Source organism: Thermoanaerobacterium calidifontis (assembly GCF_055381745.1).
On record NZ_AP042436.1, the window covers coordinates 2,388,088 to 2,404,658 of the forward strand.

Annotated in this window: 17 protein-coding genes and 1 other annotated feature; of the genes, 2 read left to right on the top strand and 15 right to left on the bottom strand. The window is 35.7% G+C overall.

Annotated elements, in window-relative coordinates; all coding sequences use genetic code 11:
- Nucleotides 1-24: 24 nt before the first annotated feature.
- The 9 genes from ACZ42G_RS12410 to ACZ42G_RS12450 all read right to left on the bottom strand — a co-directional run bounded on the left by ACZ42G_RS12410 (nucleotide 25) and on the right by ACZ42G_RS12450 (nucleotide 9,921).
- Entirely contained in the window at nucleotides 25-1,302 is a 1,278-nt protein-coding gene (locus ACZ42G_RS12410) for an L-rhamnose isomerase (RefSeq protein WP_464850643.1), read from the bottom strand.
- 348 nt (nucleotides 1,303-1,650) lie between these two features.
- Nucleotides 1,651-2,355 (bottom strand): class II aldolase/adducin family protein, encoded by a 705-nt coding sequence (locus tag ACZ42G_RS12415; protein WP_464850644.1) that lies wholly within the window; start codon nucleotides 2,353-2,355, stop codon nucleotides 1,651-1,653.
- 184 nt (nucleotides 2,356-2,539) lie between these two features.
- Nucleotides 2,540-3,301, bottom strand: a complete 762-nt coding sequence (locus tag ACZ42G_RS12420; RefSeq protein ID WP_464850645.1) for a DeoR/GlpR family DNA-binding transcription regulator — start codon at nucleotides 3,299-3,301, stop codon at nucleotides 2,540-2,542.
- Nucleotides 3,302-3,484: 183 nt separating this feature from the next.
- The gene (locus tag ACZ42G_RS12425) at nucleotides 3,485-4,339 is read right to left on the bottom strand and encodes an Rpn family recombination-promoting nuclease/putative transposase (protein WP_464852169.1); all 855 of its coding nucleotides are present in this window, start codon (nucleotides 4,337-4,339) and stop codon (nucleotides 3,485-3,487) included.
- 244 nt (nucleotides 4,340-4,583) lie between these two features.
- Nucleotides 4,584-4,994: a type VII toxin-antitoxin system HepT family RNase toxin gene (gene hepT, locus ACZ42G_RS12430; protein WP_464850646.1), complete on the bottom strand. Its 411-nt coding sequence runs from the start codon at nucleotides 4,992-4,994 to the stop codon at nucleotides 4,584-4,586.
- Complete coding sequence (gene mntA / locus ACZ42G_RS12435; protein ID WP_464850647.1) at nucleotides 4,987-5,397, bottom strand: type VII toxin-antitoxin system MntA family adenylyltransferase antitoxin; 411 nt, start codon at nucleotides 5,395-5,397, stop codon at nucleotides 4,987-4,989. The genes hepT and mntA overlap by 8 nt, the downstream gene beginning before the upstream one ends.
- 41 nt (nucleotides 5,398-5,438) lie before the next feature.
- Nucleotides 5,439-6,692 carry a nickel-dependent malate racemase, LarAH6 family gene (gene larAH6, locus ACZ42G_RS12440; RefSeq protein WP_464850648.1) on the bottom strand — a complete coding sequence of 418 codons (1,254 nt, stop codon included), beginning with the start codon at nucleotides 6,690-6,692 and terminating at the stop codon, nucleotides 5,439-5,441.
- Nucleotides 6,693-6,718: 26 nt separating this feature from the next.
- A complete protein-coding gene (locus ACZ42G_RS12445) occupies nucleotides 6,719-9,181 on the bottom strand; it encodes an MBL fold metallo-hydrolase (RefSeq protein ID WP_464850650.1) in 2,463 nt (820 codons plus the stop codon).
- Between the two features lie 11 nt (nucleotides 9,182-9,192).
- Nucleotides 9,193-9,921 (bottom strand): fumarylacetoacetate hydrolase family protein, encoded by a 729-nt coding sequence (locus ACZ42G_RS12450; protein ID WP_464850652.1) that lies wholly within the window; start codon nucleotides 9,919-9,921, stop codon nucleotides 9,193-9,195.
- Nucleotides 9,922-10,061: 140 nt separating this feature from the next.
- Nucleotides 10,062-10,292: a binding site (T-box leader), on the top strand.
- A 48-nt stretch (nucleotides 10,293-10,340) separates the two neighbouring features.
- Here ACZ42G_RS12450 and aroF point away from each other — a divergent pair.
- Nucleotides 10,341-11,348 carry a 3-deoxy-7-phosphoheptulonate synthase gene (gene aroF, locus ACZ42G_RS12455; protein WP_085113051.1) on the top strand — a complete coding sequence of 336 codons (1,008 nt, stop codon included), beginning with the start codon at nucleotides 10,341-10,343 and terminating at the stop codon, nucleotides 11,346-11,348.
- A 254-nt stretch (nucleotides 11,349-11,602) separates the two neighbouring features.
- Here the strand turns inward: aroF and ACZ42G_RS12460 are convergent, their stop codons facing one another.
- The 6 genes from ACZ42G_RS12460 to ACZ42G_RS12485 all read right to left on the bottom strand — a co-directional run bounded on the left by ACZ42G_RS12460 (nucleotide 11,603) and on the right by ACZ42G_RS12485 (nucleotide 16,014).
- The gene (locus ACZ42G_RS12460) at nucleotides 11,603-11,977 is read right to left on the bottom strand and encodes a type II toxin-antitoxin system death-on-curing family toxin (RefSeq protein WP_085113052.1); all 375 of its coding nucleotides are present in this window, start codon (nucleotides 11,975-11,977) and stop codon (nucleotides 11,603-11,605) included.
- The gene (locus ACZ42G_RS12465; RefSeq protein WP_085113053.1) at nucleotides 11,974-12,216 is read right to left on the bottom strand and encodes a type II toxin-antitoxin system Phd/YefM family antitoxin; all 243 of its coding nucleotides are present in this window, start codon (nucleotides 12,214-12,216) and stop codon (nucleotides 11,974-11,976) included. Before ACZ42G_RS12465 ends, ACZ42G_RS12460 begins: the two co-directional genes overlap by 4 nt.
- 219 nt (nucleotides 12,217-12,435) lie before the next feature.
- Nucleotides 12,436-12,906: a tRNA (uridine(34)/cytosine(34)/5-carboxymethylaminomethyluridine(34)-2'-O)-methyltransferase TrmL gene (gene trmL / locus ACZ42G_RS12470; protein ID WP_013788852.1), complete on the bottom strand. Its 471-nt coding sequence runs from the start codon at nucleotides 12,904-12,906 to the stop codon at nucleotides 12,436-12,438.
- Between the two features lie 15 nt (nucleotides 12,907-12,921).
- Nucleotides 12,922-13,428: a DUF6106 family protein gene (locus tag ACZ42G_RS12475; protein ID WP_085113054.1), complete on the bottom strand. Its 507-nt coding sequence runs from the start codon at nucleotides 13,426-13,428 to the stop codon at nucleotides 12,922-12,924.
- Nucleotides 13,429-13,496: 68 nt separating this feature from the next.
- Entirely contained in the window at nucleotides 13,497-14,864 is a 1,368-nt protein-coding gene (locus tag ACZ42G_RS12480; protein WP_085113055.1) for an MATE family efflux transporter, read from the bottom strand.
- Nucleotides 14,865-14,874: 10 nt separating this feature from the next.
- A complete protein-coding gene (locus ACZ42G_RS12485; protein WP_464850653.1) occupies nucleotides 14,875-16,014 on the bottom strand; it encodes a DNA polymerase IV in 1,140 nt (379 codons plus the stop codon).
- A gap of 188 nt (nucleotides 16,015-16,202) precedes the next feature.
- On the opposite strand from ACZ42G_RS12485, the gene ACZ42G_RS12490 reads away from it, so the two are divergent.
- The gene (locus ACZ42G_RS12490; protein WP_464850655.1) at nucleotides 16,203-16,568 is read left to right on the top strand and encodes an ArsR/SmtB family transcription factor; all 366 of its coding nucleotides are present in this window, start codon (nucleotides 16,203-16,205) and stop codon (nucleotides 16,566-16,568) included.
- Nucleotides 16,569-16,571: the final 3 nt, after the last annotated feature.

A 16,571-nucleotide genomic window follows, 5' to 3' on the forward strand; every position in this document is an offset into this window, starting at 1 on the left:
AATACCATCCTTTAGCTTTAAATTTTAAGCTCTATTTTTTACAATTTCTTTTTCATATTCCTTAACAGCATCAATCCACAATGTACCAATAGGCACATTTTCGTCCATGCAGTACTTGTTCCAAACAGAGTAAAATGGCAATGTTTTGAATTCCTCCATCAAAGCAAGCCTTGCACCAAAATTGCCTTTATTTTCTTCCTCTAAAAGTAAATGCACAGGCTCTAATAGTGATATTAATATGGCTTTTAGCGTTGCTCTCGCGCCTATTACCCACGCCATTATCCTATTTATGCTGGCGTCAAAGAAATCTAATGCAATATATACTCTGTCATATGCATCACATCTTCTTATTTCTTTTGCTAATGAAATTAAATCATCATTTAAAATAACTACATGATCGCTATCCCAGCGTACTCCACGACTTACATGTATCAGTAAATTATCATTAAATGTCAGTATCGACGATATTTTATCAGCAATATTTTCTGTTGGATGGAAATGCCCCATATCAAGGCATACCATAACATCATTCTTAGATGCATAATTTAGATAAAATTCATGTGATCCTACTACATAGCTTTCAGATCCGATGCCAAATAATTTGCTTTCAACAGAATCAACGATATTTGCTTTGTCGTATTTTGCTGAAAATATCTCATCTAAAGATTCTTTAAGTATTTTTCGATGTTCAATTCGATTAGCAGGTAAATCTTTAGAGCCATCAGGAATCCAAATATTGTTTACACATTGTATATTTAATTCTTTTCCTATCTCATTTGCGATTTCGCGGCATCTTTTGCCATGTTCAATCCAAAATTTTCTTATGTTTTCATCTTTACTTGAAAGCGTATAGCCATCATTTGCTTTAGGATGTGAAAAAAACGTAGGATTGAAGTCAAGACCAAGTTTTTTTTCTTTTGCCCAATCTATCCATTTTCTAAAATGCTCAACTTTTATTTCATCTCTATCCACATATTTACCATCAGTTTCTGCATAAATGGCATGTAAGTTTACTTTGTGTTTGCCAGGTATAAGGCTTAAGGCTTTTTCAATGTCTTGCCTTAATTCTTCGCCATTTCTTGCTCTACCAGGCCAATTCCCCGTTGCCAAAATGCCTCCACCACTTAATCCATTGGCACTTCTTTCAAATCCAGTTACATCATCGCCTTGCCAGCAATGAAGTGAAATACGAATCTTCTTCATTTTATCTAATATTTCATCAGTGTCTATGTCAAACTTGGCATAAATTTCTTTTGCATTATAATAATCATTTAAAATTTTATCTTTTTCTGCTTCATACATAATAAACATCCTTTCAGAAATTGATAAATTATACTGCCATATATCATTTATTTTACAGATTTAACGTTTACTACATTAAAAATTATCATCAATAAACCAAATATTTTTAATATTAAATATTAAATTCGACGTTTTATTATAATTCCCTTCTTTTTTGATAAGTTTTTATATTAATTATTTTATATTATTTGATTTACATGACAAATTTATGGTTTTATGTTAATTTATTTATATTCATGTTAATAAAATTTTATTTTGTCAAAAGATTCAAACTGTATTATAGTCATCAATTCAATAATGTACTAGTCGCAACAATCAAAACAAGCATATTACTATATTCTATACTTATTAATTATCTGTTTTTTGTTTATTTAATGTACTGCACAAATCGCCTGGATGTCTTCCTTTTAAACCGAATTTTCTCCTAATTTCATAAAGCTTTTCTACTTGGCTATCTGATAATTCTTTTGGACCTCCGAGAAGTGTAGAGATGAATGTCAATTTTGCGTAAAATTCAAGTGATTCCATCTTATAATATGCACTGATCAAATCTGGGCCGTATGTCAGTGCACCGTGATTTTCTAATAAAAGCGCATCGTAATTTTGTAAGTATTTAGAAACGGCATCTGGCAGCTCTTCGGTTGAAGGCGTGCCGTATTCAGCTATTGGCACACAGCCTAAAGATATGACAGCTTCTGGCATTATCGGCTTTGTAAGCGGGATACCTACAATAGCAAAGCCTGTGCCAAATGGCGGATGTGCATGTATGACTGATTTGACGTCTGGTCTTTCTTTATAGACTCTAAGATGCATCTTTATCTCTGTGGACGGTTTGTAATCGCCTGATGATTTTAATACTTCGCCGTTTAAATTAATATTCAATAGCATATCTGGAGTCATAAACCCTTTGCTGACACCTGTAGGAGTCGTTATTATTTCATTTTCACCGATTCTTACAGTGATATTGCCGTCATTTGCTGCTACAAACCCATTCATATAGATTCTTTTTCCTATTTCGCAGATCTGTTTTTTTACCTCATATTCAGAATACACTTTTTGCCCTCCTTTAAATAAAGTTAATTTTTATTGAATTTATTTTGATTTATGTCTGTTTTATTTTGTTTATCTTTATTATATCAGTATTTAATAAAATGTCAATAGTATTTTGCGTAATTAACAAAATTTAAGATAGCATTTCCTTAAAATAAAAAAACATCCCACAAAACGTGGGATTTAGCTAACAATAGATTAAATCGATATTGTGTTTTTTCAAGAATTCTTCCCATTCTAAAGACAACTTTCTATCGGTAAACAGATAATCAATTTTATCTAAGTCAAACATCTTTACGAACGACGACTTATCAAATTTGTTGTGATCAAGCAGCAAAAACACTTTTTCTGCCGAGTTGGCCATGGCTTTTTTTACTTCAGCTTCCATTTCGTTTGACTCCGTAATGCCATTTGTCATGTCAAAACCTTTTGATGATATTATGGCTTTGTCTACACAGAAATTTTTAATCATATCTTCTGCAAAATTTCCAATTAGCGACATGGAATTTTGCTTCAATACCCCCCCTGTTGAAATGACTTTGCAGTCTTTCGCATTTGCTAATTCCAATATTATCTTTTCCGAATTTGTTATAACCGTAAGCTTCTTTTTGAACTTTAATTGCTTTGCTACTTGAAGGACTGTAGAGCTTGAATCAAGCAAAAGCGTATCACCATCTTCAATGTATTCAGCAACCTTCATGCTTATGGCCTGTTTGCTTTCTATATTCGTTATTTCCCTTATATTTAGGGGAATATCTGCACTTGAATTTTCATTTATAACAGCACCACCATAAGTCCTCTTTAAAAGCCCCTCTGCCTCAAGTTTCTCCAAATCCCTTCTTATGGTCTCCTCTGTCACATTAAACAATTTGCTTAACTCTGGCACTAACACACTTTGGTTTTCTTGTATAAGCCTCATTATCCTCTTCCTTCGTTCTATCGCAAGCATACACTTTCCTCCAGTTTTCTTAAATTTTAATTAAATTATATACTAAAAATCAACAATAAACAACATATTATCAAATAACACAATAGAAAATAAATAAAAGCATGATAAAAACATCGATTTTTTTGCATAAAAATAAGGCGGCTTTAAAAACCACCTTTGCATATGCCAAACTTATTAACTTTTTTAATGCTGAATTAATTTTTTTACCTCATCTTTGCTAAGCTCAGTGATGTCTGCTACTTTATCAACGTCCATACCTTCCTTTAATAATTTTCTTGCTATTGCAATTTTTTCTTGTTGTGCCCCTTTTTCTATACCTTTTTCGATTCCCTTCTCAATACCTTTTTGCATACCTTTTTCGATTATCATTTTATACGTCTCAGATTCTTCAATCCTAAACATTCTTACCACCTCCATAAAAGCTTTTTCAATAACTTCTTTCTTATATACAATACCCGACAATATCTCTGCCTTAAATGCTATATCTTTCTTCTTGTTTATGTCTAATGGAATATCTTTTATGACTTCAATACATCTTTCTAAATATTTTTCTCCTTCTTCTTTTCTTCTATTTTGATCCATCAATGGTAGAAGGGAATATAAGTCATAATATTCTGTTCCTACAACATCAGTATATTTTATGTCACCGACATTTATTATCCTGTATTTATAGTTTAATGTATTTTGTTCCCCAAAGTTATAATTTAAGCTATTTTTCATTTTTACATTGTCTTTGCCTATATAAACGACTATCTGATATGGTAAGAGATTATGCTTTTCCATTATCTCCAGGGAATATCTCAGCATCCTGTAAGACATCTTTTCGTCATTTTCTGATTGAAATTCTATGTGCACAGCGACATTTCCTTTGTCTGTTGTGCATTTGAATATCATATCGCTGTCTCTTCGTTCTACTCTTGCAAATTCTATATTAAGTTCATCAATCTTTGTGTATTGTAGTCCTAAAAAATAACTCATTATGTCATCGGCCATATCAGAAAAAATATTTTTCATCGTTATATCGTATTTTTGGCTCATACTTCTTCCTTCCATTTCTCTTCATCTTATATTTATTATACCATATGCAGCTATAGAAAACCAGTTTTTGTACACACTAAATATACTAAAAATCAACAATAAACAACATATTATCAAATAACACAATAGAAAATAAATAAAATAATAAAAACATCGATTTTTTGCATAAAAATAAGGCGGTTTTAAAGACCACCTTTTCATATGCCAAACATCTTTCTTCCATCCCTCGTCAATAATTCCATATCTAATTATTATATTGTTGCAGTATTATTTTTGAAAAGACTATCAAATCATTTAAGCCATTTTCAATCAAATCCTGTACAACCTTTAAATCTATCAATTGATAATTATGCACAGCGATATTTCTAAAACCAACCATGGATTTTAGTTTCTTCTCTAACACGTCATCTATGACACCATTCTTACGAAGCAGTTCAAATGCGTCTCTACTATTTTGAGGAATACCAAAAGATTTTTCTGCTACAACATGCATCGCTAAATCTATACAAGCTTCACAAGCCCTTTGTATATTTAACAATATTGAATCCTGTTTTGTATAATTTTTGAGATTCATAGGGTTTCCTTCATATTCTTCTTTGATTCTATTTATACATCTTTCAATAATTTCCGTTTTATTAATTACCACATCATTCACTGTAAATCCGCCCCCTTTTTAATATTTTATCAATTATTTCAGCTCTTTCCTCATTTAATTTCGCATAATCTTTCAATGCATACATTTCGAAATTCATTCGCCTTAAATCATCATTACAATAAATTATTTTTTTCGTTCCTACCACCTGAGCTTTGAATACAGTTGATGTTTTTTGCAAATCTATTAAATCCACATCCCGTTTTAGTAAATCCGCTAATTCCTGCGAAATCATAAATAAATCATAACTGCTAATATCTTTATCACTTAAATACGCAATATCAATATCACTATCGCTTCTAAATATACCATTTACAGCCGAACCAAACAGATATATTACATACGGCTCTACTTTATTTATAAGAAAATTCTTTATTACATCGACTTGTTCATCGTTAATATTCATCGTCATCACCACCATTCATTATGATACATATGATTTTAATATCAATTCTCCACGTATGGCAGCGTGGAATTTGCGTATGGAAGAACAAGTACCTTAGGATCGTGATATTTTTTAATAGCTTCATCAAGTGCATCCTGCGGAGTCTTTGCATATTTAAAGAATATCTTTTCAGTAAAGCTGCTGTCAAAAGACGACACAAGGTAGATATCAGCCCTTTTTAATACTTCGCAGATTACAGCGGCTTTATGCGCTCCAAGCCTGAACTCTTCTTTTATCCACTTTAATGGCTCATCTACAGATGATGAATTTACCATCCAGTCTGAAAAAAGCTTCTCTCCAAGCCCTTCTCTGCATTCCGCTACCAATATTATAGTTCCACCGTCTTTTACAGAATATTGGGCGTTGTCAAGGCCTTTTTGCGCTTGATAAAGGTTAATGTCTTTTGGGTATCCTCCGCAAGATGCTACAACAATATCAGCTTTTTCTGGAATAACTCTTTTGTACATCTTATCGATGTATTTAGCGCCTTCTCTGTGAGCTTTTATGGGATCCCCTGACACTACTTTCACTATCTCTTTGTGGCTATTTAAGACTGCGTTTACTATAAAATCGACGCCGGCCAGCTTTCCTCCTTCTTCGATGTCTTCTCTCATAGGGTTTCCATCGATTTTGCCTGGCATCGCTCCTTCTGAAAACATGAGAACGTGATTTCTTTCTATTGTATTTTTGCTGCAAACACCAGGTAGCAGCGCTTTATGTCCTCCGCTGTACCCTGCCTTATAGTGAAGCTCTAAGTTGCCTGTAGCTATGATGAAATCTGCATTGTATACTTCACGAAAGACTTCTACAGGCGTACCTCTTTTTGTAGTGCCAACGTATACGCAGTCATTTATATCATGGTCGATGCACTTTATCCTATTAAACACTTCTTCACCAACAAGCGTCTTCTTTTCATCATCTGTATGCTTTCTATGGTATCCAAGCCCAAAAACGATTTTTATGCTGTCATCACTTATACCAGCCTTGTTTAATTCATCGATTATAGGCGGTATTAGAATGTGAGACGGCGACGGACGTGTTATGTCGCTGGCTAATATTACGACATCTTTTTTGTCCTTAACCAAATCAGATAAAGGCGCTTTACCAATTGGATCTTTAAGCGACATCGATACTTCTTCCACAGGATTTTCAACGCCGGGTAAGTCCTCAGGATAAAGCACTGTAGACATATTTTCATCTACTTTTACATTTACTGTACCTTTTCCGTATTTTAATGAGATCTCTTTATAACCCATCACAAACCTTCCTTTACAATTTATATTTACCTAAGTCTCAAGCCTGTCATATCGTACAGCGTGTCATCTATTTTTTTAATAATCTCATCATCTGCATCGCCATCTATTGATATGCCAATCGTCATGTCATCTAAATAAACGCTTGGATTTTTCTTAAGTTTTACTCCCATTTCTCCAAATACTCTCTTTACAATATTTATGGCTTCTATCTGATTGCACCCATTTCCTACTAAGATCTGCCAGCCAGTCCTCTTTATAAGCTCGTCTATTTTTTCTTTGTACCTTTCACCGACTACTTTAGATATGAATGATAGCTCAATATACTTGATGCCGTTTAATGTCTTTATGCTTTTTTTATAGGGCTTATGTGGCAAATCCTTAAATGCCTCATCTATGATCTTAAGTGCTTCATTCTGTTCCAGTTTATCATCACCTGTATCGACAAGGCGAATTGTATCAACTGGCACGTCTTGCCCATTAACGTTAAGCTTAAGTCCTGTCTCATTGTAAAATTTATCTTTTACTTCCTCAATATTTTCAATTTCTCCGTCGATCTTTACAGATACTAATTTGTCAGCCGCTTTATAAGAAACTTTGTTAATAGTAACATTCGGCATAAGCTTATATATAACGTCATTTATGGCCGATGTGTTTATATTCTCGTTTAATTCAACTGTCCATCCTGTCCTCTCCTCAAATTCTTTAAATAAATCTGAATACTTATTTTTAGCTACATCTGGAAAATCAAAGTATAAAATAGCTATCTTCTCATCAAATCTGGCGCCTTTTTTGTAAAGTCCCGTTTCTCTGCTGAAGTATTCATCAACTAACGACAGCATCTGATTCACTTCCATAGGGCCTTCATCTTTTTCTGACTTTAGTTCTTCTTCTGATATAGCGTGATATAAAAACATCATCTTTTTATCAGGTTGGAAATATAATGAGTTATTTAATAAATCTTTTAAAGCATCAGTATCCTCTATACAACCCCATATTCCCCCTATATCTTCTACAGATAATGCGGCATCTGCACCGATTCTGTCAAGTACAAATCTCCAAAGCTTTTCTATATTGATTTCGTTTAAAGCTTCTTCCATTTTCATTGAAGGATATGGATTTCTTTTAAGCTGTTTTCGCGGATTTTGTATATCAATCTCCTGCACATCGCCATTTTGTGGCACGTACACATCTGTTTTAATGTCTTTTTGTATCTCTCTTCCCAAAAAATTTATCGTATCTGGATCGCCATGGATTAAAAACACTTTTTTAGGATAAAGGAAATTTACAAGCGACAGTATCTCGCTCATGTCAGCATGTGCCGAAAGTCCAAACTTGTCAACCGCACATTTTACCGGTATTTCTTTATCCGCCAATTTAAGCTTTTTATCATCGTCTTTCTCATCCGTAAGCTCCAAAAGCCTTCTTCCTGGAGACTCCTCGTCTTGATACCCTGTTATGGCTATCAGATTTTTTTCATCTCCTGCCAGTTTTTCAGCATACCACTGGCTAGGACCGCCTGTAAGCATTCCTGAGCTTGATACTATAACGCATGGCTCTTTTATGATTTCTTCCCTCATTTCAAATTTGTCAACTGGCATTACATTGTCATCAAAAAATATTTCTCCGCCTTTAAAAATCTTCTTAGCCAAAGTTTCCCTTAGGTAGTTTGGATTTAACTTGTAAATCCTGCATATATCTTTTACCATGCCATCTACGTAAACCTTTGTACTTATCATGCCTTTATTTATAGCCTTTTTAAGTATGAGGATTATTTCCTGAGCTCTACCCAAGGCAAAGGCAGGTATCAACACTTTTCCGCCATTTTTTACTACAGATCCTATCTTCTCAACAAGCCTTGATTCTTCTAATTCTCTATTTGCATGAAGCTTGTCACCATACGTAGATTCAAAAAAAGCTACATCAGGCCTTAATTTAGGTATGGAAGCGCCTTCTATCGCATTCTGCCTAAATCTTGAGAAGTCACCTGAGTAAAAAAAGCTTCCCTCATTTCCGACTATGTATATTGACGCTGCACCTGCTATATGGCCGGCACTGTAAAATGTCACCTTTAAATCAGAATCTAAAAAAGGTGAAAATGTATGCCCAGGCGTATGGCATATTATCCTGTTTAACATTTCTTTTACGTGTATCTCAGCATAAGCAGGTATCTCCGCTTCTCTTTCCATTATCTTCAAGCTGTCATACAAAAGTACCCTTGTCAAATCTTTTGCAGCATGTGTCATGTATATCTTGGCATCAGGGTAAATTCTTGATATTATAGGCAGTGCGCCAATGTGATCCATGTGAGCATGGCTTATCAATATCACATCGACACCGCCATTTTCCTGGATAAGCTGAAAATCAGGAAGGTTGTCCTTACTTGACGACATCCTTATGCCACAATCTAATAAAATATTTTTTCCGTCTATGTTCACCAAATAGCAGGATGCACCTACTTCACTTGCTCCGCCGCAAAAATAAAACTTCATGTGTATCCCCTTTACTTGACTTTATTTGTAAGCTTGCCTATTCCTTCAATTTCAATTGTGACCACATCCCCTGACTTTATCGGTCCCACTCCCGATGGGGTTCCTGTAAGTATTACATCGCCAGGATTTAATGTCATGACATGGGATATGAATGATACAAGCTTAGGTACATTGAATATAAGGTGCTTTGTGTTGCTGTGCTGCTTCAATACGCCATTTACGTATGTTTTTATCTCTAAGTTTGAAGGGTCTAAATCGGTTTCAATCCAGGGCCCTATAGGCAAAAACGTGTCAAATGACTTTGCCCTCGTCCACTGTCCGTCTTTTGACTGCAGATCTCTGGCTGTGACATCATTTGCGATTGTATAGCCAAGTACATAGTCTAATGCATCATCTTCTGAAACATCCTTCGCCGCCTTTTTTATGACGACAGCCAGTTCTCCTTCGTAGTCAACTCTCTCTGACATTTCAGGAATCACTATGTAATCATCAGGCCCTATCGCTGCAGTTGCAGGCTTTATAAATAGAGTAGGCTCATCAGGGCGCCTGTCCCCCATCTCCTCGATGTGATCTCCATAATTCAATCCGACGCATACAGCTTTTGTCATATCGCATGGCGGCAGAAGCTTCACATCGTCAATCTTTAAACTTTTAATCAAACTCCCATCTATTGTAAAAATATTTTCACCATCTACTATTCCATACTTTTTTCCTTCATCATCTATTCTTACAATTCTCATGTATATCGCTCCTTTTTATATCTTTTTATAGATATTTTAGCATAATATAAAAGAGGTGTAAAAACATTTTAGTAATTTAAAGTAAAAAATTTTATTGACACAAGGGTCTTTTTGTTGTATTATTATTACAATAATTTGAGTGAAAGACGATGAAAGAGGAAAGTAGGTATGTGGAGGATTATAGAGAGTCCGGGATGGTGGAAGCCGGATATCTTAAACATATTGAAGTTCCCTCTTAAGTTGCGATCTGAAACCATAGTAGGTGATGCCGGAGTCTTCTACCGTTAAAAAGAAGGGAGTATGATTGTACTCTTAGAGTGAACCTTTCATGGTTAATAAAGGTGGTACCGCGGAAAATCTCCGTCCTTTGGGATGAGAGATTTTTTTTATAAGATAATATGTTAAAAGGGGTTGATTTGATGGTCATTATAATGAAAGAAAATGCCACAGAAGAGAATATAAAAAATGTCTGCGAATACGTAAATAAATTCAATCTATCGACGCACGTAGTAAACGGCGCCGAAAGGTCTATAATCGGCGTCATCGGAAATGTGGAAGTCCTGGAAGATAAGCCTATATCATCAATGGAAGGCGTATACGACGTCGTCAGGATTTCTTCACCGTATAAGCTTGTGTCAAGGTCTGCAAAGCCTGACAGCACTGTCGTAAGAGTCAAAGATGTAGACATCGGCGGAGGCAGTTTCGTCATGATGGCAGGTCCATGTGCTGTAGAAAGCTATGAGCAAATGCTTGAAGCTGCCAAAGCAGTCAAGAAATCAGGTGCAAAAGTTTTAAGAGGCGGTGCATACAAGCCAAGGTCATCACCATATTCTTTCCAAGGATTAGAAGAAGAAGGGCTTAAGATACTAAATGCCGTCGGGCGAGAAACAGGTATGGTCACTATAACAGAGATAGTCAGCAGCTCCCACATAGAAAAAGTATCACAATACGCAGATATACTGCAAGTAGGCTCAAGGAACATGCAGAATTTCGAGCTTTTAAAAGAGATAGGCAAGTCAAACATGCCGGTTTTACTGAAGCGTGGCTTGTCATCGACTATAGAAGAATGGCTTAATGCAGCAGAATACATCATGAAAGAAGGAAATCCCAATGTCATACTTTGTGAAAGAGGCATACGCACATTTGAGACGTACACAAGAAACACTCTTGACTTAAATGCTGTGGCTGCAGTAAAAAATTTATCACATCTTCCTGTAATAGTCGATCCAAGTCACGGCACAGGCAGGCGTGACCTTATAGCGCCATTATCAAGGGCTGCCGTGGCAGTTGGAGCAGATGGACTCATCATAGAGGTGCACCCGCATCCCGACATGGCCCTTTCAGATGGTGCACAGTCATTGACCCCTGAAGAATTTGACAAAGTTGCAAAAGAAGTGAATAAAATTCTTTTGGCATTGAAAGGTTAAAGCTAAAGCTGGATTATCATACGATAGCCCAGCTTTTTTTATCAGCACACATTAGATTTTTCTATGTTTTACAAACATTCAGCATAGAATAATATACGAAGTTTTAGATGAAGAAAGAGTTGTAAAAATCTACAGGATGTAGACACACTACCAGTAAAAACATTATTCCGTTGATATTATATTACAAACAATGCAGGTGAACTGTCCAAGAAATTAGTCCACCTGCATTGTTTATAAAGTTCGATTGGCATAAACTATCTATGTTGAAATATCCATTCCAATAACCCTTTGTCATCCATTTCTCCACTGGCAAGCTGCAAACCTGCATTAATAATATCTTGATCCGTACAACTAAGCTGTACACCATTCAATTCAAGAAAGACCATCATAGCAAGCATTCCTATACGCTTGTTTCCATCTATAAAAGGATGATTTCGTATTATTGAATAACCAAGTCGTGCAGCCTTTTCTTCAAGGGATGAATATACATAAACGCCGTCAAAAGTTTGAAAAGGTGCGTTAGCAGCAAGGTCCAGAAGCCCGCTGTCACGAATTCCGTCAATTCCACCCGTCTCACGAATCAGAATACTGTGCATTAGTACAATCTGTGGTACACTTAACCGTATCATTTAGCTAATTCCTCAAAAGCACTACGGTGCTTGGCAATTAATCGGATTGCAATGCTTTCTATATCTTCATTTTTTGCAATCTGCTCATCTTTATATTCTTTAAACTCTGTTATAACATATTTCGGAACATTGTTTTTCAAAATTACCACAACACCATTTTTATCTACTAACCTTGCAACTTTCGAAAAGTTTTGATTAGCCTCCGTGATAGAAACCATGTTTTCTGTATTAATCTTCATGCTTTATACACCTCCTACCTTTATTATATCCTAATGTAGGATAAATTCAACCTATTCCCATTAAATAGTAGTAGTAATATTATGACAAACTTGAATTCGCAAGTAATAATTCTATTATTCATAAATTAAAAATATAAAAAATAAATAGCAGCTAAAGCATTTCTTTTAGTATTTTGCGGGCGCTTAATAAAGAAACACTGATTTTAGCTGCACTTTATATCAATACATATTGGGAAAACCCAATTGTTTTAAAGCTTCATAAACTACAATTGCTACGGAATTTGACAAGTTTAAAGACCTTTCCGCCTTTACCTCGTTCATAGGTATCCTTATGCAGTCATCTTCGTACTTCTCTCTAAGCCACTGAGGAAGGCCTGCTGATTCTTTCCCGAAAAGGATGTAAGACTCATCTTCGTACTTTACTTCGTGATAAAAGTGTTTGCCTTTTGTGGTAGCTAAATAATATTTACATCCTTTCGTAGACTCTAAAAATTCCTCTAAATTTTCGTACACCTTTAAGTCAAGGTATGGCCAATAATCAAGTCCAGACCTTTTTAAATACTTCTCACTTAGAGAAAAACCAAGCGGTTTTACTAAGTGAAGCTTAGATCCTGTAAGGACACAAGTCCTTGCTATATTACCTGTATTTTGCGGTATCTCCGGCTCAACCAATACTACATTTATGGGCATTTGCATTCCTCCAGTTTATTTAAAGAACTTCCTTGGTATGTACTTCCACATAGCTTCTATCATCTTATCATTAGGTTCAAAGTAGAGAATCGTCCTTTTGCCGCTATTTTCAAAGACAGCGAAGTACACGTCGGGTGATGTCATCGAACTTACGGCTTCCACCTTGTTTGGTATCTTTCTGTACTCATCTGAATACTTGTCACTTGACACCTTTGCTACAATCTCAAAGTCTTTGCAGTCAACACTTAAAAGTCTTTTCCTTCTGCTTTCAGCTACTATCCTATCTACATCCAGCTCACCGTTGGTATATGCGTACTCGTATTCAATGTTTTGTGATTTAATCACGTAGTAAGCAAAAAAAGGTATGGCAACGATAAAAAAGATGAGGAAACCTTTCACAAAAGGTATAAGTGGTATTATGAAAAAAACAACTACCAATGAAAGTAAAATAAGTCCCAAAGCTTTCAGCATGTCCTTAGATGTCTTTTGTTTTTTTACAAGCTTTTCAATAAATATATCCACAAAATCAACTCCCAGCTTAATTATACTTTTATAATAAATTTATTTTATCAAATTTGCAACATCATTATTTATACCATGAGATATTTCCACTTTCCCTGCTTAAACCTATATGTGTACATGAAAGAACGAACGACGAAGTCAAAGCATATCCCTATCCATATGCCATATATACCCATGCCCATCCACTTGCCTAAAGCGTACCCTATGGCAATCCTAAAAAGCCAAAGCCCTATAAATGCCGTCACGACTATATACACCAGATCTCCCGCTGCCCTTAAAACGCCAGACAATACATTCATTATGGCAAGCATCGGTTCAATTGCAGCAAATATCCTTATTACTACAGACCCCATCCTTATGACTTCAGGATCTGTTGAATAAAGCGCGGCAAGCTGACGTGCAAAGATAAACATGATTATACCTATGACCGTTATTATCCGCACAGCTATTTTATTCGACAGTTTTCCGTACGTCTCCGCCAACATCATCTTTCTGGCCCCCAAGCTTCTTCCAACCAAAGAAGTAGCTGCCAGTTGAAATCCGAATATAGGCATAAATGCAAGGCCATTGGCATTCATGCCTATTTGGTACACTGCAATAGACGCAGTGCCCATTGTAGAAACTATAACCTGCATTATCAAAAATCCGCCTTGCATTATAAGCTGCTCTAAGGACGCAGGGACGCCAACTTTCACAATCCTTAACATCATAGGAAAATTAAGCTTCACGCCGTCTTTTATGCTTAAATTAATCCTTCTCTTTCCAAAGTAAAGAACATAAAGCTGTATAAAACCACCTATGACCCTGGCTATAGTGACAGACATGGCAGAACCTTTTACTCCAAAAGCAGGTATAAGCTGATGTCCACCGATATTTACTCCAAATACCGTAAGGGAATTTAATATTAGGCTTATCAAGTTTATGGTAGCCGTAATGTACATGGGCGTCCTTGTATCACCTGCACCTCTTAGCGCACCGCCTAATACAATATCTATTATTACAAATGGCATGCCCAAAAGAATAATCTTGTAATACATAAGCCCCAGCTCAAATACATCTTTTGCTACAGAACCAAAAAACAATTTTATCAGTGGGACAGCAAAGATGTATCCGAAAACGGTAAACAAAATAAAAATGATTATGCACATTACAAGCGCCTGCATAACAGCAAGCTTTGCATTTTCATCGTCATCTTCTCCTATTAGCCTAGCAACGATTACCGTGCACCCTGTTGACAGCCCTGCAAAGATAGATTGAAAGAAAAACACCAAAGTATTTATCATTCCTACTGCCGCTATAGCCGCTGTGCTTATGTGGCCTACAAATATGGTTGATACCATGCCAACCATCATTATAAGCATTTGTTCAGTTATAGAAGGCCATGCCAGCTCCAATATTTCCTTTTGAAGGCTAAATCGCTGTTCAGCTTTCTCCATTTTGACCCCCCTATATATCGCTTCCTCTTTTTACAAAATATCCTCCAAGCTTTTTATTCACATCATACACTATCTTATCGATCTTCAAATTTCTCTTGACATCCAAGTCAAAAAGTGACAACTGCTTTATCTTCACGGCACTTAAGTTTGACACAGAAAGCCCTATAAGCCTTACAGGCTGTTTCATTTTAGCCTCTTTAAATATGGCCTCAGCTACAGAATAAATATCATCAGGCAAATCTATGTATTCATTTAATGTACGGCTTCTTGTGTGGACAATAAAATTCGAAGTCTTTATCTTTACGGTTATAGTCCTGCAGTAAAGCCCTTCACTCTTAAGCTCTGATGATACTATGTCGGCAAATCCTCTTAAATACCTTAAAAGCAAGTCTACATCGCTGGTGTCTTTTTTAAGTGTCGTCTCTTTACCTATCGATTTCGTTTCCCTGTACGTTTCAACAGGTCTTGAATCAATGCCTCTTATCCTGTCGTATATCTCTTTGCCGTACTTTCCAAATATATTCGTAAGCTCATCCTGGCTTAATTTAAGCAAATCATCCACTTTCTCTACGCCTATTTTTTTAAGCCTTTCCGACGATTTTTTCCCAATACCGTAAACTTTCGATACGCTTAAAGGTCTCAATATGTCAGGCACCATGTCTTCAGTTATGACCATAAGCCCATCAGGTTTATTCCAATCAGACGCAATCTTGGCAAGAAATTTGTTGTATGAAACGCCTGCAGACACAGTAAGCCCTGTCGTCATATACACTTTCTCTTTTATTTCCTTGGCAATATCTTCTGGATTTTTGTCGATATCAGTCACATCCAGGTATGCTTCATCAATCGACAGCGGCTCCACAATATCAGTCACTTCATATAAAATATCAAATAATTTTTCAGACACTTCTCTGTACCGCTGAAATCTTACTGGCAAAAAAACGCCGTGTGGGCATAAAGTCTTAGCCATGTACATAGGCATAGCCGAATGAACACCATATTTTCTCGCTTCATAAGAGCATGTAGATACAACACCTCTGCCAGATAGCCCGCCTACTATTACAGGTTTTCCTCTAAGCTTTGGGTTATCATGTTGTTCCACAGATGCAAAAAAAGCATCCATATCAACATGGATTATCTTGCGCATCATCTTTATCCCTCATAACTGAATTACTAAAATATATTATAGCACAGCATCACATTAAACCATAATGAGCATATGACAGTTTAATATATGATTTTCTCATACTAACTAACAAAACAAGTTGACACAAATTGAGATAAATTATAAAATATATATGAACAAATATTCATATATTCAATTATAGAGGTGTTTTTATGAAAGACAATAAAAGCAACAATGACGTGTGTGAAATAACTGTAATACACCAAGACATTGTTGACAAAGTAAAAAAGCTAATGCCTGAAGAAGAAAAATTGTACGATCTTGCTGAGCTTTTTAAAATATTTGGCGATACAACAAGGATAAAAATATTGTGTGCTTTGTTAAAGTCCGAAATGTGCGTATGCGATATTGCAGCAACACTTGGCGTGAATCAATCTGCAGTATCTCATCAGTTAAGGATATTAAAGCAAAGCAAACTTGTAAAATACAGAAAAGAAGGCAAAGTCGCTTACTACTCTCTTGCAGATGACCACGTCATAAAGATATTTGACCAGGGTTTTAGCCATATAGAAGAATAGCCT